Origin of the sequence: Streptomyces sp. NPDC059256 (genome assembly GCF_042753785.1) — a bacterium.
Taxonomy (GTDB): domain Bacteria; phylum Actinomycetota; class Actinomycetes; order Streptomycetales; family Streptomycetaceae; genus Streptomyces.
In genome coordinates this window covers 142,337-160,529 of record NZ_JBHYZO010000009.1, presented here as the reverse complement: position 1 = coordinate 160,529, position 18,193 = coordinate 142,337, and the positions used below count along the sequence as shown (strand labels likewise).

The following is an 18,193-nucleotide window of genomic DNA, read 5'->3' as shown; positions in this document are numbered from 1 at the left end:
CTGCGCAGCAATCGTGCACGTCGTTCGACCAACGAGTACGATCCGGCAGACACACGCGCCCGAACTGCACGAGTGAGGGCTGGAAGGACACATGGTGGGGCGGCTGACCGGCGGTGATCCGTCGCTGCTGCGGCGGATCAACTCCGCGGTGGTACTCCATGCTCTGCGAGGCGCGGGCTCTCCGACGCTGACGGATCTCACCCGCGTTACTGGCCTGTCGCGGCCGACGGTCGAGGGTGTGATCGAAGGGCTCATCGAGGCGGGACTGGTCGCAGAGTCGGTTCCCGAGGAGGGCGAGGCACGCCGCCAGGGCAGGCCGGCGAGACGGTTCCGGTTCCGGGTCGAGGCCGGGCACCTCCTGGGCGTCGAAATCGGCCCCCACCGGGTCGCCGCGCTGGTCTCGGGGCTGGACGGCCGCATCATCGGTGCGGGCTCCCGGGAGGTGTCGGAGACGGCGTCCGCGGACGACCGGCTGGACCGGGTGCGGCTGGTGATCGCGGACGTCCTGCGGCGGACGGGGATCGCCCGCACCAGCTTGCGCGCCGTCGGTGTCGGCTCCCCCGGGATCGTGGAGGCGGACGGCACCGTACGGCTGGGCACGGCGCTGCCCGGTTGGACCGGGCTGGCGCTCGGGCAGCGGCTCCAGCGTTCGTTCCGGTGCCCGGTGCTGGTGGAGAACGATGCCAACGCCGCGGCGGTCGCCGAGCATTGGAAGGGCTCCGGCAAGGACTCCGACGACATCGTCTTTGTCCTCGCGGGCCTGAGTCCGGGCGCCGGATCCCTGATCGGGGGCCGGCTGCACCGCGGGTTCGGTGGTGCGGCGGGTGAGATCGGGGCCCTGCACCTGTTGGGGCGGGAGGTCTCGCCCGAGAAGCTGCTGTCGCCGACGGATGAGCCGTTGCACCCGCTGGACGAGCAGGCGGTGGCCAATGTGTTCGCGCTGGCGCGGCAGGGGGACGTCCGGGCGCAGGCAGCTGTGGAGCGCTTCATCCAGCGGCTGGTCCACGACGTGGCGGCACTGGTGCTGGCGCTCGATCCCGAGGTCGTGGTGGTCGGGGGCTGGGCCGCGGGGCTGGACGGGGTGCTGGACCCGCTCCGGGACGAGTTGGCGCGCTACTGCCTTCGACCGCCGCGGGTGACGCTCTCCCTCCTCGGTGAGGCCGCCGTGGCCACGGGCGCGCTCAGGCTGGCGCTCGACCACGTGGAGGAGGAGTTGTTCGCGGTGGAGGGAACGGTGACGGCCCGCCACTGAGCTGATGCTCAGTACGGCGGGCCGTCAAGGTCCGGCTTGTGTCCCTCGGGGCCGTGTGAGCGGCCCTGAGGGCATGGAACGCGCGCTCAGGAAGCGCGGCGCTCCTCCACGGGGTGGCTGATCTCCACATCGCCGGTGTCACCGAAGGTGAGCCGGCAGGTGTCGGCGCGGTAGGTGGCGACGGTCACGGCCGCGGTCCTGCCCTGGGACAGATACCGGGTGGTGACCACCAACACGGGTGCGCCGGGCAGCCGATCGAGTTCCTTGGCGTCGTCAGCGCGGGCCGAACCCAACTCGACCGAGCGGTCCTGGCCGTCGAGGTCGAGCCGCTGGAGTTCACGCAGGACGGCGCGGGCACGGGACGGACCGGACGGCGCGTCTATGGCCGACAGGTCGGGCACGGACGCCACCGGAACGTAGAGCAGCTCCGCGGCGACCGGATGGCCGTGGGAGACGCGCAGTCGGCGCAGGGCATAGGTCTGGTCTTCGGTGCCGGTGCCCAGCATGCGGGCGACCGCGGCCGGTGGGACCGCCTTGGCGCAGTCGAAGGACTGCCAGGCGTCCTGGGCCGCGCCCGGCCAAGCCTGGCGGCCGGTCGAGACGTCCACCCCGACGCGCGGTGGCGCCACGGTGGTACCGACTCCGCGGCGACGCTGGAGCCGGCCTTCTAGTTCGAGTTGTTCGAGAGCCTGCCGGAGCGTGGCCCGGGCAACTCCGAAGCGAGCGGCGAGATCACGCTCGTTGGGCAGGACCTCACCCACTGAGAAGTCAGAGTCGAGTGCCTCTCCGATCACGTTCTTCAGGTGCCAGTACTTCGGTTCCGGCACTGATTCCAGCTGCGTGGTCCCCACCCTGATCCTCCGCATTTCGCCGTGTCAGCGGCGGCTTTTCCGCGCCCTTGTTTATTAAAGGTTCCTGCACTATCTCAGCCGACGATAAGGCGACGCGGCACCTTGGTCAAGACCAATCCTGCCTCGCCACACCAGGAAAATCGGCTGCCTTATACAAGCGTTCATGGGGCGTTCGCACCGTGGAACAGTGCGCCTTATGCACAGTCCACGCGTTTTCGACTTTTCGGACCATGGCCTCTGACGTGCGAAGCCATGCTTCAAAGCGATGTGATCGCGGCGAATTTGTCGGGATTGCGCACGATGTAGATGCACTGGACGAGTCCGTCCGCGATCTCCAGTTGGACGACGGTGTCCGGCTTTCCGGCGGAACGGAGAACGATGCCCGGTGCGCCGTTGATCTCGCTGAACTGAAAGTCGGCCGCCGGAACCGGCGTCTGCCCGACGGCCAGCAGGAAGCGACCGACCTTGTCTGCGCCCACCATGACCCGCAGCGGCGCCTTGCTCTTGCCGCCACTGTCGCCGACCAGTCGCACGCCGGGCGCCAGCAGGCCCAACAGGTCCTCCAGATCACCTCCGGAGGCGGCTGCGAGGAAGCGCTCGGTGAGGTCGCGACACTCATCGGGGTTCGCGCGGTAGCGGGGTTTGCGCTCATCGACCCGCTGACGGGCCCGGACCGCCAGTTGACGCACGGCCGCCTCGGAGCGATCGAGCGTCACTGCGATCTCCGCATGGGGAAAGCCGAACGCCTCACGGAGCACGAACACGGCCCGCTCCAAGGGCGAGAGCGACTCCAAGACCACAAGGACGGCAAAGGAGACCGATTCGGCCAGAATCGTACGTTCGCCAGGGTCGGACGCGGTGGCTGCGAGGTCCGTGACGATCGGTTCAGGAAGCCACGGCCCGACGTACGACTCGCGACGGGAGCGGATCTGACGGAGCCGGTCGATTGCGAGCCGGGCGGTGATGCGGACGAGATAGGCGCGCGGCTCACGCACCTCAGCGACTACCCCAGCACCGTCCGCCCCCCGCGCTGACCAGCGCAGCCACGCCTCCTGCACCACGTCTTCGGCATCCGCCGCCCGGCCCAGCATGCGGTAGGCCACGCCGGTCAGGACAGGGCGGTGCTCTTCGAAGACGTCGGTGAGGGTATCGGTCGCCACCCACCCATCCCAACCGACCGGGCACCCGGGTGTCCAGCCGGACCCAAAGGCCCCGGCTGGAAGTGTCGGTCCTCTTGAACCAGAAGCTACTGAAGGGTAATCATTGCTGACACCCCGTCTACAGCGCTCACGCAGGGGTGACACGAGGGAGTGAGAGACATGGTCGCAAGTATTTCGTTCTCCGTCGCATCACCTCAGGGCAGCCGAAAACTGTCTGTTTCATATGAAAGGGCGGGAGCGGGAGAACCCCTCCTGCTTCTCCACGGCATAGGACATCACTGGCAGGCATGGGAACCCGTGATGGGCGTTTTGGCCGCTGAACGCGATGTGATCGCCGTTGACCTGCCCGGATTCGGGATCTCCCCACCATTGGCCGGTGGGATTTCTTATGACTTGCCCACCATTGGTTCCGTACTCGGTTCCTTCTGTACCGCGCTGGGCATCGAGCGACCCCATGTCGCGGGCAATTCCCTTGGCGGACTGCTGGCGCTGGAGTTGGGCCGGGGAAAGATCGCCCGTTCGGTCACGGCGCTGTCGCCAGCGGGTTTCTGGAACGAAACCGAACGCAGGTACGCATTCGGCACGCTCAAGGCGATGCGGAGCGCGGCCCGGGCGCTACCGCTGCCCATGATCGAGGGTCTGTCCAGGACGGCGGCCGGGCGCACCGCCCTGACCGGCACCATCTACGCCCGCCCCGGACGGCGTTCACCGGACGCGGTCGTCGCGGAGACCCTGGCGCTGCGCGAGGCCACCGGCTTCCAGCAGACCCTGGCCGCAGGGGGCGGCGTCAGGTTCATGGACGATGTGCCGGACGTGCCCGTGACCATCGCCTGGGGCACCCGGGACCGACTGCTGTTGCGACGCCAGGGCGTCCGGGCCAAGGGCGTCATCCCGGGGGCGCGCCTGGTGCGGTTGCCGGGCTGCGGACACGTACCCATGAACGACGATCCGGCGCTGGTCGCCCGGGTGTTGCTCGACGGCAGCAGTCGATGAGCTCGCACCGGACGGCCGGCGTTCCTGGCGCACTTCGATGGGGTCCACTGCGGTGGGGTGCAATGTGGTGGGGTCCACTGCGGTGGGGTCCACTGCGGTGGGGTGCACCAGGAACGGAAGGCTAGCGTCCGGAGCGACCGGCCTCCTTGGGCGGCCCTGCGGTGTCGGTCGTTGATGTCACTGATGCCGCTGAGTCTGATGGGCTTGCCAGGGTCGATGGGCTTGCTGGCGCCACCTCCCTCTGGGCCCGACGGCCGAACACCCCGGACCCCAGCGCCGCGCCGCATCCGACGAGCACTCCCCCGGCGGCCTGTGCCGCACCGAAGGTGCCGGCGCCCACGAGCGGCGCCGTCAGCGCCGCGGTCACGGGGATGACACCGGTGAAGAGGGTCGCGCGTTCGGTGCCGATGCGCTGGATGCCCATGTACCAGGTCACGAATCCGATCACGGTGACGATGGCGGCCTGCCAGACCAGCGCTGCGGCCTCCGCCCCGTCGGGCATCCGGACGAAGCCGGAACCATCCAGGACCAGGCCGATGATGGTGGACTCGACGGCCGCGACGGCGCAGACGCATGCCGTCAGGAGCCGGGGTCCGAGCGGGCGCAGCACCGGAGCAGCGAGGACCGCGAACCCGACTTCGCCGATCAGCGCCGCCACCGACCAGACGATGCCCGCGGTGTCGGTCCGGCCCCACCCCTGAACCGTCAATGCCCCCACGGCCACCAGCAGGGCTCCCCAGAGGACGGGACGAGTGGGGCGTCGACGGTCGACGAGGGGTACCAGGACGGCGACGACCACCGGGGCACACCCCACGAACACACCGGGAACAGCGGGTTCCGCGGTGCGTTCCGCAGCCAGGATGGCCAGGTTGAAACCGACCATGCCGACCCCTGCGAGCAGGGCGATGCGTCCCCACTGGCCGGGCCTCAGCGCGGCCACCGGGCCGAGTGCCGCCCTACCGCCCAGCAGGGGGAGGAGGAGCAGGAAGGCGAGTGCGTACCGTACGGCCTGACCACCCGCGTACGGATACTCCCCCAGCACGCTGTTGGCGGTGAACGAGGCTCCCACCAGGCAGTAGGCGAAGGAGACGAGGAGTACGCCGCGGAGGGCGTCGGAGTTGGCACGATGCGGTGGTGGGTGGTCCATGACCATGACGCTAGGGAGCCGGGCGGTCCCCTTTAAGGTCCACTTTCCTGGTGTCATCGAGGACCAATCCAGCAGCGCGGGTCTCTCGCCGTGGGTCATGGTGGCGGTTGGTGCTCGATCACGTGGAGGGGAACCATCCGGTGGACGTACGGCGTTCGGCGATCGGAGGCCACCGCCGCGCGGCAAGCGGGCCAGTACTCCCCATGGCCTGTCATGACAGGTCATGACAGGCCAACGACGGATCATCGACGGCATACGAATCGATCGAAGGAAACGAACGCGATGGCGGAACCCCTTGAAGGCGCGGACCGCCATCGGTCGGCTCCCACGGGAGGAGGGCCCTGGTCGACCGCTTGGGAGCTGCTGCTTCCCGCTGCGACGGCACCCGCGCGTCAGCGCGGACGGGTGCTTCAGTCCGCCCTGCGTGAGGCGGTTCGGACGGGCCGACTGGCGGCCGGCACCCGTCTGCCCTCCAGCCGGGACCTCGCGGCCGACCTCGGTGTCTCCCGCGGTCTGGTGACCGAGGCGTACGAACAGCTGACAGCCGAGGGATATCTGCGCAGCGACCGGGGTTCGGGCACCTGGGTGGGCGAGGCCGCGCGTGGAGGCGTCCGTTCGGCGCACACGCCTGCTCCCCGGTCCGTTGCCGCGCAGGTGAACTTCCGGCCGGGCACACCGGACCTCTCCCTCTTCCCACGGAGCGCCTGGGCGGCGACGCACAAGTCCGTCCTTGCCCGGCTGCCCCACCGGTCCCTGGGCTACCCCGACCCCCGTGGGCTGCCGGCCCTGCGCGAGCAGTTGGCCGCGCTCCTGACCCGACGGCGAGGAGTGGTGGCCGACCCCGGCCGTCTGGTGGTGTGCTCCGGCGTCACCCAGGCGACGGCATTGCTCGGGTCCGTCCTCTACGCCCACGGTCTGCGGAGCATCGGGGTCGAGGACCCGGGGAGTCCCAGTCACGGACCCGTCTTCACCGGCGTCGGCCTGCGGATGACGGCACTGCCGCTCGATGCCGAGGGACTGGCGATGGGGCCGCTGCGCGCATCCGGCGTGCGCGCGGTGATGACGACACCGGCCCATCAGTTCCCCACCGGGATCGCCTACTCTGCGCGGCGCCGCGTCGAACTCCTCGACTGGGCACGTGCCGTGGACGGGTTGATCTTCGAGGACGACTACGACGGCGACTTCCGCTACGACCGGGCCCCCGTCGGTGCGCTCCAGGGCCTCGACCCCGACCGGGTCGCCTACAGCGGCTCGGTCAGCAAGTCGCTGGCGCCGGGGCTGCGGCTCGGTTGGGTCGTCGTGCCGCAGCGGCTCCTGGAGGAGGTCGTGGAGCGCAAGCGCACGATGGACCTGGGCAATCCGGCGCTGGACCAGGAAGTGTTGGCGGACTTCGTCGACCGCGGAGGCTATGACCGACAGTTGCGCCGCTGCCAGCGGGCCTATCGGGAGCGAAGGGATGCCCTGGTGCGGGCCCTCGACGAGCACTTTCCCGGTGCCCGGGTGAGCGGCATCGCCGCCGGGCTGCACATCATCGCGCGGCTGCCGGCACGGTACGGGCCCGCGGAAACGTTCCGGAAGCGGGCGGCGGACGCGGGGGTCGCCGTACGACTTTTGTCCGATCATCGGATGACCGGCGACAATGTGCAGACCACGGACGGGGCGGGGATGGCGGCTGCCCGGTTGCCGACCGAGCCCGCGGACGGCACGGTGAGCGCCGCAGACGGGACGGGCAGGTCGGACCTGGCGCGCGGGCTGGCAGTGCCGGACACGGCGAGCGGGCCCGGGGATGAGGGCGTGGACCTGGTGTTGGGGTACGCCCATCTCAGCCCGACCGAGATCGCCCGGGGCGTGGGGTTGTTGGCACGGGCCGGCACACCGTGAGCGAGCGGAGATGAGACCGCACGCCGGGGCCCTCGCCCGCTTCGGTGCCACTGAGGGGCGATGGGTGCGCCGTCCTGACGTGGTGCGTTCCATCGGCCCGCGCACGCGCCCTGTGGAAAACGTTGGTTGGTACCGATGACCAGGGACTCTTCCGCTGTCGCGGCGAGTCGAAAGCACCCCGGCACCGCTCCTGGCCGATCGAATGTCAGTGCCTCCACCTACGGTCTTTTGCATGACGCGATCCATGCAGGCGCTCGCCTACGCACGCCCCTCCACCCTTGAGTCTTCGGCCGACGGCCCCCTCCTCGGGCTGGAGACTTCGGGGGGCCTGACACCCGTCGGCGCACAAGCGCACCCCCACTTCTTCTCGGGCTTCTTGACCTCGCCCCACACTGCAGCGCGCGGTCTGTTGGCAGTCGCGGACGTGGCAGCTGCCCGCTATGTGGACCCCACGCCTCGCCCCCTGCTCGATCCGGTGGTGACCGGCAACGGCGATCGTCTGCGGTTCGAGTCCTTCTCGGGGTGTTGTGGGGTCTACGCCCGGCTGGACGTGCTGAGCGCGGGGTTGGACGGCAGGGAGACCGGTCGGGGCACCACCAACGTGGACGTCAACAATCCCTTGCGGGAGGCCCTGTCCCGCATGACCGGTGACAGTCCGCTGCATCTGCGGGTGGGTCCGCAGGAGTTGGCCGTCACCACGCTCGACGGATCGGTGGTGGAGAAGAAGGTACCGCTGCCGGACCGCTGGCTGCGCGGGTTCGCCGAGGCCCAGGTGGCGACCGCTGGCTTCGATCTGCGAGCGGAGCTGTCCGCGACGGAGGCCGTGCGTTTTCTGCGCTCGCTGCCCACGTCGACGGGTCGGGCTTCCCTGGGCGCGAAGTGGGTGGTGCCCGCAGGTAAGACCCTGCGGCCCACCACGCGTCCGGTGGCCGGCGCGGTCTGTCTGCCGGGGCCGGAGCGGCTGACGGCGCTGCGCCGGGTCCTGCGCCACGCCATCGCCCTGCGCGTGTACGGGCCGGCGACGCCCGGCGGCTCGAACTCCCCCACCTCGACCGCATGGGAGGTGGTGCTGCCCGGTATGCGGCTGACACTCACCTTGTCGCCCGACACTCGTAGGGGATTCTCCGGAGAGGGCGGGGTACTGGAAGCCCTGGCAACCGAGGAGGCGGCCCAGGACGCGGAGTTGATCTCGGTGTTGCTCGCCTGGGAGCCGACCATCGATCCCGCGGACCTGGCGGGCCGTTCCGGTCTGTCGGTGGCCCGGGTACGGGCGGCCCTGGTGCGGCTGGGAACCGCCGGCCGGGTGGGCTACGACGTGGCTGACGCGGCGTACTTCCACCGCGAACTCCCCTATGACGCGGATCGGGCCGAGCGGCACAACCCGCGTCTGGTGGCGGCCCGGAAGCTGGTGTCGTCCCAGGCCGTCGCCCTGCATGCCGAAGGCGCCTCGGTGACCTCCGGCGAGCGGGTGTACCAGGTGCGCGAGGAGGACGGACGGCTGCGGTGCACCTGCGCCTGGTGGTCCGACCACCTGGGCCAGAGAGGGCCGTGCAAACACGCGCTGGCCGTACGCATCATCCGGCGCGAGGCCACCGTCTCCGCCACCGCCGATCGCCCGGTGACAGGAGCTGCCCGATGAACACACTCCTGGAAGCCGTGCGCGCGGGACACCCCACGAAGGTCCCGACGCTGCTGAAGCGCTTGGGTCCCGCCGAGCGAAAGACGATGCTGAGCGAACTCAAGACCCTGCGCAACGAGTTGCGCCAGGGCGATCCGAGCCGCTGGCCCAGTTGGCGGGAGCGCAGCGACGTGGGGGCCGCCCTGTTGGTCGCGGGTGCAGGCTGCCACACCGGAGCGGCAGCCGCCGCCCTCTGGTTGGGGTCCAGGGATCTGCGCACAGTGTCCGGCCCGCCCCGTGATGCGCTCGTCGAGGTGCTCAAGGAGCGGGACGCCGACTGGCTCGGGGACGTCGCCCACCGGCTGGCCGCACGTACCTCCAGCGCCGAGGAGGACTACTGGCTGATCCGCCGTCTGGTGGATCTGTCCGGTTGCCAGGTACCCGCCACCGACGGCTATGTGTACGGCTGGATCAATGACTTGAGCCGCATGCGATCCGGCACGCTCTATCGACTGCGCCAACGGCTCACCGAGGACCCGCAGACACCGGTCCTGGTGCCTCGGCTCTTCGAAACCCCGCAACTGCCCGGCCCACTGGCCTGGTACGGGGACCCTGACACGCCCGCCCACTGGCCCTCGGTGCTCGTTGGCCTCACCGAGAACGGGGTGGTTGAACGTGCGGTGGTGGTGGATGCCTGTGTCGCCCGACTCCTGCGCGGCGGCAAACCGGGTGACCTGCGCTTCTTCCTGGCCCTGCTGCAACGTCTGGAGCTGACCGGCCACGAGGAGGCAGCCCGTGTTCCCGACTGGCTGGGCATGGCCGCCGACGGCCCGACCTCCGTCGCGACGGTCGCTCAGGGCGTGCTCGCCCGGCTCGCCGAGACCGGGGCACTGTCGACGTCGGCCCTCGCCGAAATGTCTGGCGCCGTTCTCTTCCGCACCGAGAAGAAGTTGGTCACGGCTCAACTGTCGCTGCTGGGCAAGGTATTGCGGTCACACACCCAGCTCAGAAGGAAGCCCGGCACCAAGAGCGCGACGCCCACAACAGACGCGACCGACGCGACCGACGCGACGAACGCAGTGAACAGAGAGCGTGCGGAGAGTTCGGCGGCTGTCCATGAACTCCTGCCGGTGGTCGCCGAAGCCTTCGGCCATGAAGACGTTGTCATCCAGGGGCGGGCGCTGAAAGTGGTGTCACGTCATCTGCTGCCGGCGGACGACGACCTCCGGGAGGAACTGGCCGCGTCGGCAGCGCTCCTAAGTCCGGTCCACCATGCGGCGGCGGCAGATCTGTTCGGCGCGGTGACGGTGGCGACGGACCCGAGCACCCATGAGGAACTCCTGCCCGCCGTACCCGAGCCGATCAGACTCGCTCCCCCGGCCACATCGGTCGCCGAACTCGTGGCGGAGCTCTCGATGGTGCGAGGGGGCACTACCGACCCCTGTGCGTTCGAACGGGCGCTGGACGGTCTGGTCCGTCTCGTACACCGCGAGCCGGAGGCACTGGTCGCCGAACTGCGGAGCGCCATGGCGAATCGCTGGTGGTTGCAGTCGCACCTCTCCCGGTTCGCCGATCTCGACGCCCACTTCGAGCGGGGCGTCCACGCGGTGGACGTGGTCGCGGCTGCCTTGCTGGGACGGATCTCCGACCGGGCGATCCGCCAAGTCCAGAACAAGGCTCCCGCCCAGTCCGGGTGCCCGCACAGCGGTATGGCGGCGATCACCAGGGCACGGCTCTGGGAAGCGGCCCAGCTGGTCAAGGACCGATCCGTGCCGTTCCTGCTGTCGACGCCGACGTGGGAGAACGGAGTCCTCGACCCCGCCGTTCTGGTGGAGCGGCTGAGGGAGTACGGCCGGCTCGGTGTCGAGCCTGCACCGGCGGACTTCGCCCAGGCACTGCTGCGGGTCGCCTCGGACGACGGCGAGTGGGACCCGGGAGTGACGGCCGAGGCCGCAGCAGGACTGGGCACGGAAGAGGGCGACCGGCTCGCGCTCTGGCTCATGGGCGGGGGTCCCTTCCTGGCTGCGCTGCACCCGGGGCAGGAGGAAGATCGGGAGCCGGCCGAATCGGACTCCGAGGGCAGTCTTCTGCGGCATCCGGCACGGGCGACGCGGCGGCTGCTGGACCGGACGCGGGCCCGGCGGGCTATCCAGCGGGAGTTCCCCGCCGGGTTCCGCTGGCTGAGCAGACAGGTCGATCCCCGGCACCGCCACGACTACAGATGCCTCATGCACTACGGCAATTGGCAGAGCGTGGTGCCGCACTGGCCCACCGTCGTGCCGCACCATCGCGAAGCACTGGCGAGCTGGCTGTTGCCGGGGCTGCTGGAGACCATGGTGGCCGACATCCACGACAGCGATCTGCGTGGTGGCGCCTGGTGTCTGCCACGGCTCGCCGAGGGCGCGGCCCGGAGCGGCCCGGCCGGGCAGGCGATGCACCGGGCGATCGCGGCGGGGTTGGGGGTGCGGGTCGCCGACGACCGACTGGCCGCGGTGGATGCCTTGTTGGTGACCGCGGCCCGTGGCCACTTGGACCCGGCGCTCCTGGGGCGTGAGCTGGGCGAGTTGATCGCCCACGGCCATCTGAAGCCCACCCGCATCACCGACGCCCTGAGCACGGCCGCAGCCACGGGTGCGCATCGCACAGTGTGGTCGGTGCTCGCCGGCGCCCTGCCCGAGCTGCTTGGTGCACCGAAGGCGGCACGGGCCGTGGGGGGCCTCCTCGCGGTCGCCGCGGACTGCGTGGAGCAGTGCGGTCCGCGCCTCATAACCGTGGGGGCAGGGGTCGCACAGGAGCCGGCCACCGGGCCGATGGAGGCGGACCGCGGTGTCGAGGGACCGACGGGGTTCGACCCTCTGGACACGTCAGGTGCCGATTCGCCCTCCCGGTCCGAAGCGGCACAGGCGACGCTGGTACGGCCAGCAGACACTGCTCAGGCCGAGGGTGGGATACCGGGGCTGGCCGAGTTGGCGCGCCGCGGAGGTTCGTCCCAAGCGGTCACCCAGGCGGCGCGGCTGCTGGCGGCGCTGCGGTAGGGACACCCCCCACGGAGACGTCACCGCCCGTGCCCGTTGTGGTGTGGTGGCCGTGCGCAAGCCGATCGGGCCTCTTCGCGACAGGACGGTAAGGGCGGGCGGTAGGCGCGCGCGTACGGTGGCGCCGCCCTGGGCCCAAGCCGCAGGATCAGCAGCGGACTCGATCAAGCCCTCTCGCACCACTCTTTACCCATCGGTCACACGGCGTTCGTGGTCGGGCAATACGGCTCGGAGAGGGTGGATGCATGACCGAGACCATGTCCGCGCAGCGCACCCGCCGTCCGCGCCACTGGCGGCGCAGTCTCTTCGGTCCATGTGCCGCCTTCGCCGCGGTGACGGCGGTTCTCCTCCTGACCGTCAACGGCGCGATGACCCGTCACGCCACAACAGACCCCGGCGCCATCGGTGGCACCGACGCCGGCCGTACCGCTGGTATCCACGGTGGCGACCTGGCCACCCGCGGCACCTCGGGGGCGCTGGGTTCGGCACCGGCCTTGCCGGAGCCCTCGACGACCGCGGCGGTGACGATCGCCGTGGTCAGTACCGGTGTGCTTCTGCTCTGGTGGCTCGGCTGGTCCCGCCGTCGGGCCGTTGGCCGCGGTGCCTCCCCGACCACAGCAGCAACCACACCGATCGTCGTCGCGAGCGCCGGCTCCACCCCCGTTGCGAGCGGAACGGCCACGGCCCTCGGTACACCGCCGGCAGGTCCGGCCCCGTCGCAGGGCGACACAGCCGACGACACGGTCTTGGACCGCACCGAAGGGGGATCGCGCCCCGCCCGGAGCGAAACTCGCCGCAAGGAGCCCTCCACACGGAAACCCGTACGGACGGACACGCAGGCGGACATGCCGGCGGACAGGCGGGCAGATGTGGGGGCATATGTGGGGGAGAACGCATCGGCGGATGTGCGGGAAAGCGCGGGGACGGCTGGGAGCGCCCGTTGCGTCCAGGACATCGACACCGAAATGCATCTCGCCCCGGCAACCTCGGATGTGCCCGACCTCGCCTCTCCAGCGGCCGGCACGGTACCGGAGCAACCGGATACGGCGCTCTGGCGGATGCGTACCACCGTGCAGGACAGTCCCGGCTCACTCGCCGCCCTCTGCACCGCCCTGGCGGGGTTGTGCGTGGACATTCTCACCCTCCAGACGCATCCCCTCACCGATGGGACGGTCGATGAGTTCCTGCTCCGCACCCCGGTCGCCCTGGAGGCACAGGATCTGACCCGCGCGATCGCCCGCGCGGGCGGTCGTGACACCTGGACCGAGCGGGCCGACGCCCATGACGTGGTGGACACGCCGACCCGGGTCCTCGCCCTCGCCGCCCGTACCGCCGTGGACTCCGCGGCACTCCCCCTGTCCCTGCGGCGGCTGCTGGGCCGGTGCACGATCAGGTCCCGGCCCGCGATCTCCGCGTCAGGCCACCGCGCCCGTGACCTCCCGCCCGTCGAAGGCGTCCTGGACGGCACGGTGATGCGGTTGAGGGACGGTGAAGGCGGCGCCATCACTGTGGAACGCCCATATCTGGCCTTCACCCCGACCGAGTTCGCCCGGGCACGGGCCCTCGTGGAGTTGGATGCCGTGCTTGGATTGCGCATTCCCCGGGGCCAGGACGCCTGGACGCTCGCCGAGGGCGAGGAGATCGTCGTGGGCCGAGCCGGTCTCTCGGATGTGTCCGAGGCGATGGCACTGCACGAGCGGTGCTCCGACCGGGCCCTAAGGCAGCGCTACCACGGCCCGGTCGGTGATGCCCATCGCTATCTCAACCATCTGCTCGATCCGCGTTTCGGACAGACCCTCGCCGCCAGAACGCCTTCGGGACGCATGGTCGCCCTCGGGCACCTCCTGTGGGACGGGGACGAGACCGAGGTGGCGCTGCTCGTCGAGGATGACTGGCAGCGCCGGGGCATCGGCGCGGAACTGCTGCGTCGACTCCTCGCACTGGCCCGGGAGACCCGCTGCCGGAGCGTGTATGCGGTGACCCGGTCGTCGAACACCGGCATGGTCTCCGCCATGCGGGGGCTCGGGTTGCCGCTCGACTACCAGTTGGAGGAAGGCACCCTGGTGATCACCGCGCGCCTTGAGGTGATGTCAACAGCGTCCCGTTCATCGACCGCTGTTCCCCGCGCGCAGGCCGGGCACCGAGGGCCTGGCTGAGGTCGCTCCAGAGGTCGTCGACGTCCTCAAGTCCCACCGACAGCCGTAGCAGTCGGTCGCTGACGCCCGCCGAGTGGCGATCGGTCTCGGCGACGATGCGATGGCTGATGGAGGCGGGATGCTGGATCAGGGTGTCCACGCTGCCGAGGCTGACCGCCGGTGTGATCAGCCGGACGGAGGCGATGACGTCCCTGGGGTCGCCGTGGACCTCGAAGGAGACCATGCCACCGCCGAGCCGCGGATAGTGGACCGCTGTCACTCGCGGATCGCGGCCGAGGCGTCGGGCGAGTTCGGCGGCCGAGGCGGAAGCCGCTGCCACACGTATGGGCAAGGTGGCCAGGCCCCGCAGCAGCAGATAGCCCGCCATCGGGTGCAGTACGCCCCCGGTCGCGAACCGCACCTGCCGCAGCCGGCCAGCGAACTCCTCGTCGCACGCCACCACCCCGCCCAGCACATCGCCGTGGCCGCCGAGGTACTTGGTCGCACTGTGCAGGACGATCTGGGCGCCGAACTCCAGGGGCCGTTGGAGTACGGGGGTGGCGAAGGTGTTGTCGACGAGGAGGGGGACCGCACCGCAGGCGTGGCGGACCGCCGCGAGATCGACTTCCGCGAGCGTGGGATTGGCCGGGGTCTCCACCATCACCAGCCCGGTGTCGGGTCGTATCGCCGCCGCGATGCCCGCCGGATCCGTCCAGGTGACCTCGGTGCCCAACAGGCCCGCGGCGAGGAGGTGGTCACTGCATCCGTAGAGCGGGCGCACCGCCACCACGTGCCGCAGCCCCATACTGGCGCGCACCAGCAGTACCGCGGTGAGCGCCGCCATCCCGCTGGCGAACGCCACCGCGTCCTTGGCACCTTCGAGCCGGGCGAGCGCGGTCTCGAACCGGGCCGTCGTCGGATTGTCCAGCCGTGCGTAGACGGGCGGGCCCTCCAGCCGGGCTCCGGTGGTGGCGAAGGCGTCGATCCGCTCTGCTTCGTGAGCCGCGTCGTAGGACGGGTAGGTCGTGGACAGATCCAGTGGAGGTGCGTGCAGGCCGAGCTGTGCGAGGTCCTCGCGTCCGGCATGGACTGCTTCGGTGGCCAGGGCCCGGGGTGTCGGGGCGGCGAAGGCTGAGTTCTCCATGACCGCAGGGTGAACACTTACCGGGAAGTTCGGGCATGGTCCCGTGTTACGTTCGGCCAATGGCCGAATCTATCGCTCTCGATCCGGTGGATCTCCGCATACTTCGCCTCCTACAGAACGATGCACGGACCACCTATCGCGATCTCGCGGCGGACGTGGGCATCGCCGCATCCACGTGTCTCGACCGCGTGGCCAGGCTGCGCCGTTCGGGCGTGATCCTCGGCCATCGTCTGGCGCTCGACCCGGCCCGGCTCGGCCGCGGGCTCCAAGCGCTGCTCTCCGTGCAGGTGCGCCCGCACCGTCGCGAGTTGATCAGTACGTTCGTGGAACGCATCCGCGCCCTACCCGAGTCCAGGGCCCTGTTCCATCTGACCGGCCCGGATGACTATCTCGTTCATGTGGCCGTGGCGGACACCGCGGACCTCCAGCGGCTGGTGATCGACGAGTTCACCTCGCGCCCCGAGGTGGCACGGGTGGAGACCCGGTTGATCTTCCAGCAGTGGGAGTGCGGGCCGCTGCTACCGCCGGACCGCAGGGATCAGCCGGCCCAGCCCCACTGAGGAGGACCGGCAATCCGTACGAGGGAGATGGGCCCGCCTGGGCAGATCTTCCCTTCACCCGCCATGACGGAGAGTAGCCATGAGGAGGGTGGCGGAGTGCCGAGAGCCATACCCGCAAGGGGCACCTCCACATGCCGCGCCCCTATCGCCGCCCCTCGAAGGACCGCCGGTCCAACGCATGCCCTGGGCGGCCGAGCAAACACCCGGATCGCGCCGGAACCGACCGCCACAGACCGTCGGGAACCACCCGGATTCCCCGGCTCGTGGCAGCCGAATCCCAGCCGAATCCCGTCCAGATGAGCCCCCGCTGACCCCTTCGAGCGGGCGTCGGGTAAGCATGTCGACTGTGACCGCTGATCGACCTTTCGGCCCGTTACCCACGACCGCTGACCGACCGCTGGCCGGTCAGTAGTGAAGGAATGGCCGGTCAGCGATACTCCCGCGGCCAGACGATGGTGACGCGGACCCCCCACTCGTATGAGGATGTGTGCATGTCAGTAACCCCCAGCAGCCCGCTGCCCCGTCAGGTCGCCGACGCATACGTCGACGCCCTCATCGAACTGGACCCGACCGTCGGCACCTATCTGGGAGTCAACGAGAGTTCGCCGTTCCTGCCCGACTACTCACCCGAGGGTCAGCAGGGATTCATCGAGCTCGCCCGGCGGACCCTGGCCGAGCTTGACGACGCCGAGAAGCTGCCGGGCGCCCAAAGCGACGCCGAACGGCGCTGTGGTCGGCTGCTGCGTGAGCGACTGACGGCCGACCTGGGTGTACGCGAGTCCGACGAAGGACTGCGCACAGTGAGCAACCTCCGCTCCCCGGTCCACGAGGTCCGTGAGGTGTTCACGGTCACCCCCGCGCAGACAGAGGAGGACTGGGCGGCGATCGCCCGACGCCTGCGTGCGGTGCCGAGCGCATTCGAGGGGTACCGCACCTCGCTGCAACTGGGGCTGGAGCGGAAACTACCGGCCGGCCCGCGGGCGACTGCGACGATGATCGACCAGCTGACGGAGTGGATCGGAACGGACAGCAGTTGGTTCGAGGACTTCGTCGCTGACGGCCCCACGGCGCAGCGCGAGGACCTCGCGTCCGCCGCCCGCAGCGCCACGGATGCCCTGACCGCCCTGCGGGACTGGATGCGCGATGTGTACGCGCCCGCCGTCGCCGATGCTCCCGACACCGTGGGCCGTGAACGCTACGCCCGCTGGTCCCGCTACTTCAACGGCACCGAACTGGACCTCGACGAGGCGTACGCCTACGGCTGGTCGGAGTACCACCGACTGCTCACGGAGATGACGGCAGAAGCGGAGAAGATTCTTCCGGGTGCCGGCCCGTGGGAGGCCCTTGCACACCTCGATGAGCACGGGGAGCACATCGAAGGCGTCGAGGAGGTGCGCAGCTGGCTCCAGGGATTGATGGACGAGGCCATCGACGCCCTGGACGGCACCCACTTCGAACTCGCCGAGCAGGTCCGCAAGGTGGAGTCGCGCATCGCTCCCGCAGGCAGTGCGGCGGCCCCCTACTACACCGCGCCGTCCGAGGACTTCTCCCGGCCGGGCCAGACCTGGCTGCCGACCATGGGCGCCACCCGCTTCCCCGTGTACGACCTGGTGACCACCTGGTACCACGAGGGTGTGCCGGGCCATCACCTCCAGTTGGCGCAGTGGACGCACGTCGCCGACCAGCTGTCCCGCTACCAGGCCACCATCGGCGGGGTCAGCGCCAACATCGAGGGGTGGGCGCTGTACGCCGAGCGGCTCATGGACGAACTCGGCTTCCTGCCCGACCCCGAACGGCGCCTCGGCTATCTGGACGCGCAGATGATGCGCGCCTGCCGGGTGATCGTCGACATCGGTATGCACCTGGAGCTGGAGATCCCGGACGATTCGCCGTTCCACCCGGGTGAGAGGTGGACCCCCGCGCTGGCGCAGGAGTTCTTCGGCCGGCACAGCGGGCGTCCCGCGGACTTCGTGGAGAGCGAACTGACCCGCTATCTCTCGATGCCGGCCCAGGCGATCGGCTACAAGCTCGGCGAGCGGGCCTGGTTGCTCGGTCGGGAGAAGGCACGGGAGGCGCACGGCGAGTCGTTCGACGCCAAGGCATGGCACATGGCGGCCCTGTCGCAGGGCTCGCTGGGGCTGGACGATCTGGTGGACGAACTGTCGCGCCTGTAGGTCATGGCTGACGAGCGCCGCTGCCGGGACCAGGGCGAGCCCCGGTCCCGGCACGGCACTCCAATCCGGCTCCCGGCACCACACTGCCGGGTGCCGACACCACACTCGAACCCCGGCACCGGGACTGGCGCCGGCAGTCCGCGCCGAACTCGTTGGCGTGGGGCAAGCTCCCTGCCCGACGGTTCTTCCGTACGGCGACGGGGACGCGGGCGGTCGTTCCCCGGCTCGGGACGGCGGGTGCCC

12 protein-coding genes are annotated in these 18,193 nt (G+C 70.1%); 8 read left to right on the top strand and 4 right to left on the bottom strand.

Annotated elements, in window-relative coordinates; translation table 11 throughout:
- The first annotated feature begins 94 nt into the window (after nucleotides 1–94).
- Nucleotides 95–1,252: an ROK family transcriptional regulator gene (locus tag ACFXJL_RS21370; protein ID WP_358879893.1), complete on the top strand. Its 1,158-nt coding sequence runs from the start codon at nucleotides 95–97 to the stop codon at nucleotides 1,250–1,252.
- A gap of 86 nt (nucleotides 1,253–1,338) precedes the next feature.
- Here ACFXJL_RS21370 and ACFXJL_RS21365 read toward each other — a convergent pair whose 3' ends face one another.
- Both ACFXJL_RS21365 and sigJ read right to left on the bottom strand, forming a co-directional pair.
- Nucleotides 1,339–2,103, bottom strand: coding sequence for a GntR family transcriptional regulator (locus ACFXJL_RS21365; RefSeq protein WP_358879840.1), 765 nt, complete (start codon nucleotides 2,101–2,103; stop codon nucleotides 1,339–1,341).
- 257 nt (nucleotides 2,104–2,360) lie between these two features.
- A complete protein-coding gene (gene sigJ, locus ACFXJL_RS21360; RefSeq protein ID WP_384636943.1) occupies nucleotides 2,361–3,263 on the bottom strand; it encodes an RNA polymerase sigma factor SigJ in 903 nt (300 codons plus the stop codon).
- 159 nt (nucleotides 3,264–3,422) lie between these two features.
- On the opposite strand from sigJ, the gene ACFXJL_RS21355 reads away from it, so the two are divergent.
- Nucleotides 3,423–4,256 (top strand): alpha/beta fold hydrolase, encoded by an 834-nt coding sequence (locus ACFXJL_RS21355; RefSeq protein ID WP_358879838.1) that lies wholly within the window; start codon nucleotides 3,423–3,425, stop codon nucleotides 4,254–4,256.
- 121 nt (nucleotides 4,257–4,377) lie between these two features.
- On the opposite strand, the gene ACFXJL_RS21350 is transcribed toward ACFXJL_RS21355, so the two are convergent.
- On the bottom strand, nucleotides 4,378–5,403 hold the full coding sequence (locus tag ACFXJL_RS21350) for a DMT family transporter (RefSeq protein ID WP_384694663.1): 1,026 nt from the start codon (nucleotides 5,401–5,403) through the stop codon (nucleotides 4,378–4,380).
- Between the two features lie 282 nt (nucleotides 5,404–5,685).
- Here ACFXJL_RS21350 and ACFXJL_RS21345 point away from each other — a divergent pair, with 282 nt between their 5' ends.
- From ACFXJL_RS21345 to ACFXJL_RS21330, 4 genes are all read left to right on the top strand, one after another.
- Nucleotides 5,686–7,284: a PLP-dependent aminotransferase family protein gene (locus ACFXJL_RS21345; RefSeq protein ID WP_384694661.1), complete on the top strand. Its 1,599-nt coding sequence runs from the start codon at nucleotides 5,686–5,688 to the stop codon at nucleotides 7,282–7,284.
- 232 nt (nucleotides 7,285–7,516) lie between these two features.
- A complete protein-coding gene (locus ACFXJL_RS21340) occupies nucleotides 7,517–8,923 on the top strand; it encodes an SWIM zinc finger family protein (protein ID WP_384694658.1) in 1,407 nt (468 codons plus the stop codon).
- The gene (locus ACFXJL_RS21335) at nucleotides 8,920–11,937 is read left to right on the top strand and encodes a DUF6493 family protein (protein WP_384694655.1); all 3,018 of its coding nucleotides are present in this window, start codon (nucleotides 8,920–8,922) and stop codon (nucleotides 11,935–11,937) included. Before ACFXJL_RS21340 ends, ACFXJL_RS21335 begins: the two co-directional genes overlap by 4 nt.
- An 845-nt stretch (nucleotides 11,938–12,782) precedes the next feature.
- A complete protein-coding gene (locus tag ACFXJL_RS21330) occupies nucleotides 12,783–14,093 on the top strand; it encodes a GNAT family N-acetyltransferase (protein ID WP_384694769.1) in 1,311 nt (436 codons plus the stop codon).
- On the opposite strand, the gene ACFXJL_RS21325 is transcribed toward ACFXJL_RS21330, so the two are convergent.
- Nucleotides 14,005–15,216 (bottom strand): trans-sulfuration enzyme family protein, encoded by a 1,212-nt coding sequence (locus tag ACFXJL_RS21325; RefSeq protein ID WP_384694652.1) that lies wholly within the window; start codon nucleotides 15,214–15,216, stop codon nucleotides 14,005–14,007. The genes ACFXJL_RS21330 and ACFXJL_RS21325 overlap by 89 nt on opposite strands.
- Nucleotides 15,217–15,275: 59 nt before the next feature.
- Here ACFXJL_RS21325 and ACFXJL_RS21320 point away from each other — a divergent pair, with 59 nt between their 5' ends.
- Nucleotides 15,276–15,776: an Lrp/AsnC family transcriptional regulator gene (locus ACFXJL_RS21320; protein WP_358879832.1), complete on the top strand. Its 501-nt coding sequence runs from the start codon at nucleotides 15,276–15,278 to the stop codon at nucleotides 15,774–15,776.
- 491 nt (nucleotides 15,777–16,267) lie between these two features.
- Nucleotides 16,268–17,950 carry a DUF885 domain-containing protein gene (locus ACFXJL_RS21315; protein WP_384694648.1) on the top strand — a complete coding sequence of 561 codons (1,683 nt, stop codon included), beginning with the start codon at nucleotides 16,268–16,270 and terminating at the stop codon, nucleotides 17,948–17,950.
- Nucleotides 17,951–18,193: the final 243 nt, after the last annotated feature.

Excerpts from the sequence above, each read along its gene's own strand:
- ACFXJL_RS21355 (WP_358879838.1), top strand. The coding sequence starts at position 3,423 with ATGGTCGCAAGTATTTCGTTCTCCGTCGCATCACCTCAGGGCAGCCGA.
- ACFXJL_RS21350 (WP_384694663.1), bottom strand. The coding sequence starts at position 5,403 with ATGGACCACCCACCACCGCATCGTGCCAACTCCGACGCCCTCCGCGGC.
- ACFXJL_RS21345 (WP_384694661.1), top strand. The coding sequence starts at position 5,686 with ATGGCGGAACCCCTTGAAGGCGCGGACCGCCATCGGTCGGCTCCCACG.
- ACFXJL_RS21340 (WP_384694658.1), top strand. The coding sequence starts at position 7,517 with ATGACGCGATCCATGCAGGCGCTCGCCTACGCACGCCCCTCCACCCTT.
- ACFXJL_RS21335 (WP_384694655.1), top strand. The coding sequence starts at position 8,920 with ATGAACACACTCCTGGAAGCCGTGCGCGCGGGACACCCCACGAAGGTC.
- ACFXJL_RS21330 (WP_384694769.1), top strand. The coding sequence starts at position 12,783 with ATGCCGGCGGACAGGCGGGCAGATGTGGGGGCATATGTGGGGGAGAAC.
- ACFXJL_RS21325 (WP_384694652.1), bottom strand. The coding sequence starts at position 15,216 with ATGGAGAACTCAGCCTTCGCCGCCCCGACACCCCGGGCCCTGGCCACC.
- ACFXJL_RS21320 (WP_358879832.1), top strand. The coding sequence starts at position 15,276 with ATGGCCGAATCTATCGCTCTCGATCCGGTGGATCTCCGCATACTTCGC.
- ACFXJL_RS21315 (WP_384694648.1), top strand. The coding sequence starts at position 16,268 with ATGTCAGTAACCCCCAGCAGCCCGCTGCCCCGTCAGGTCGCCGACGCA.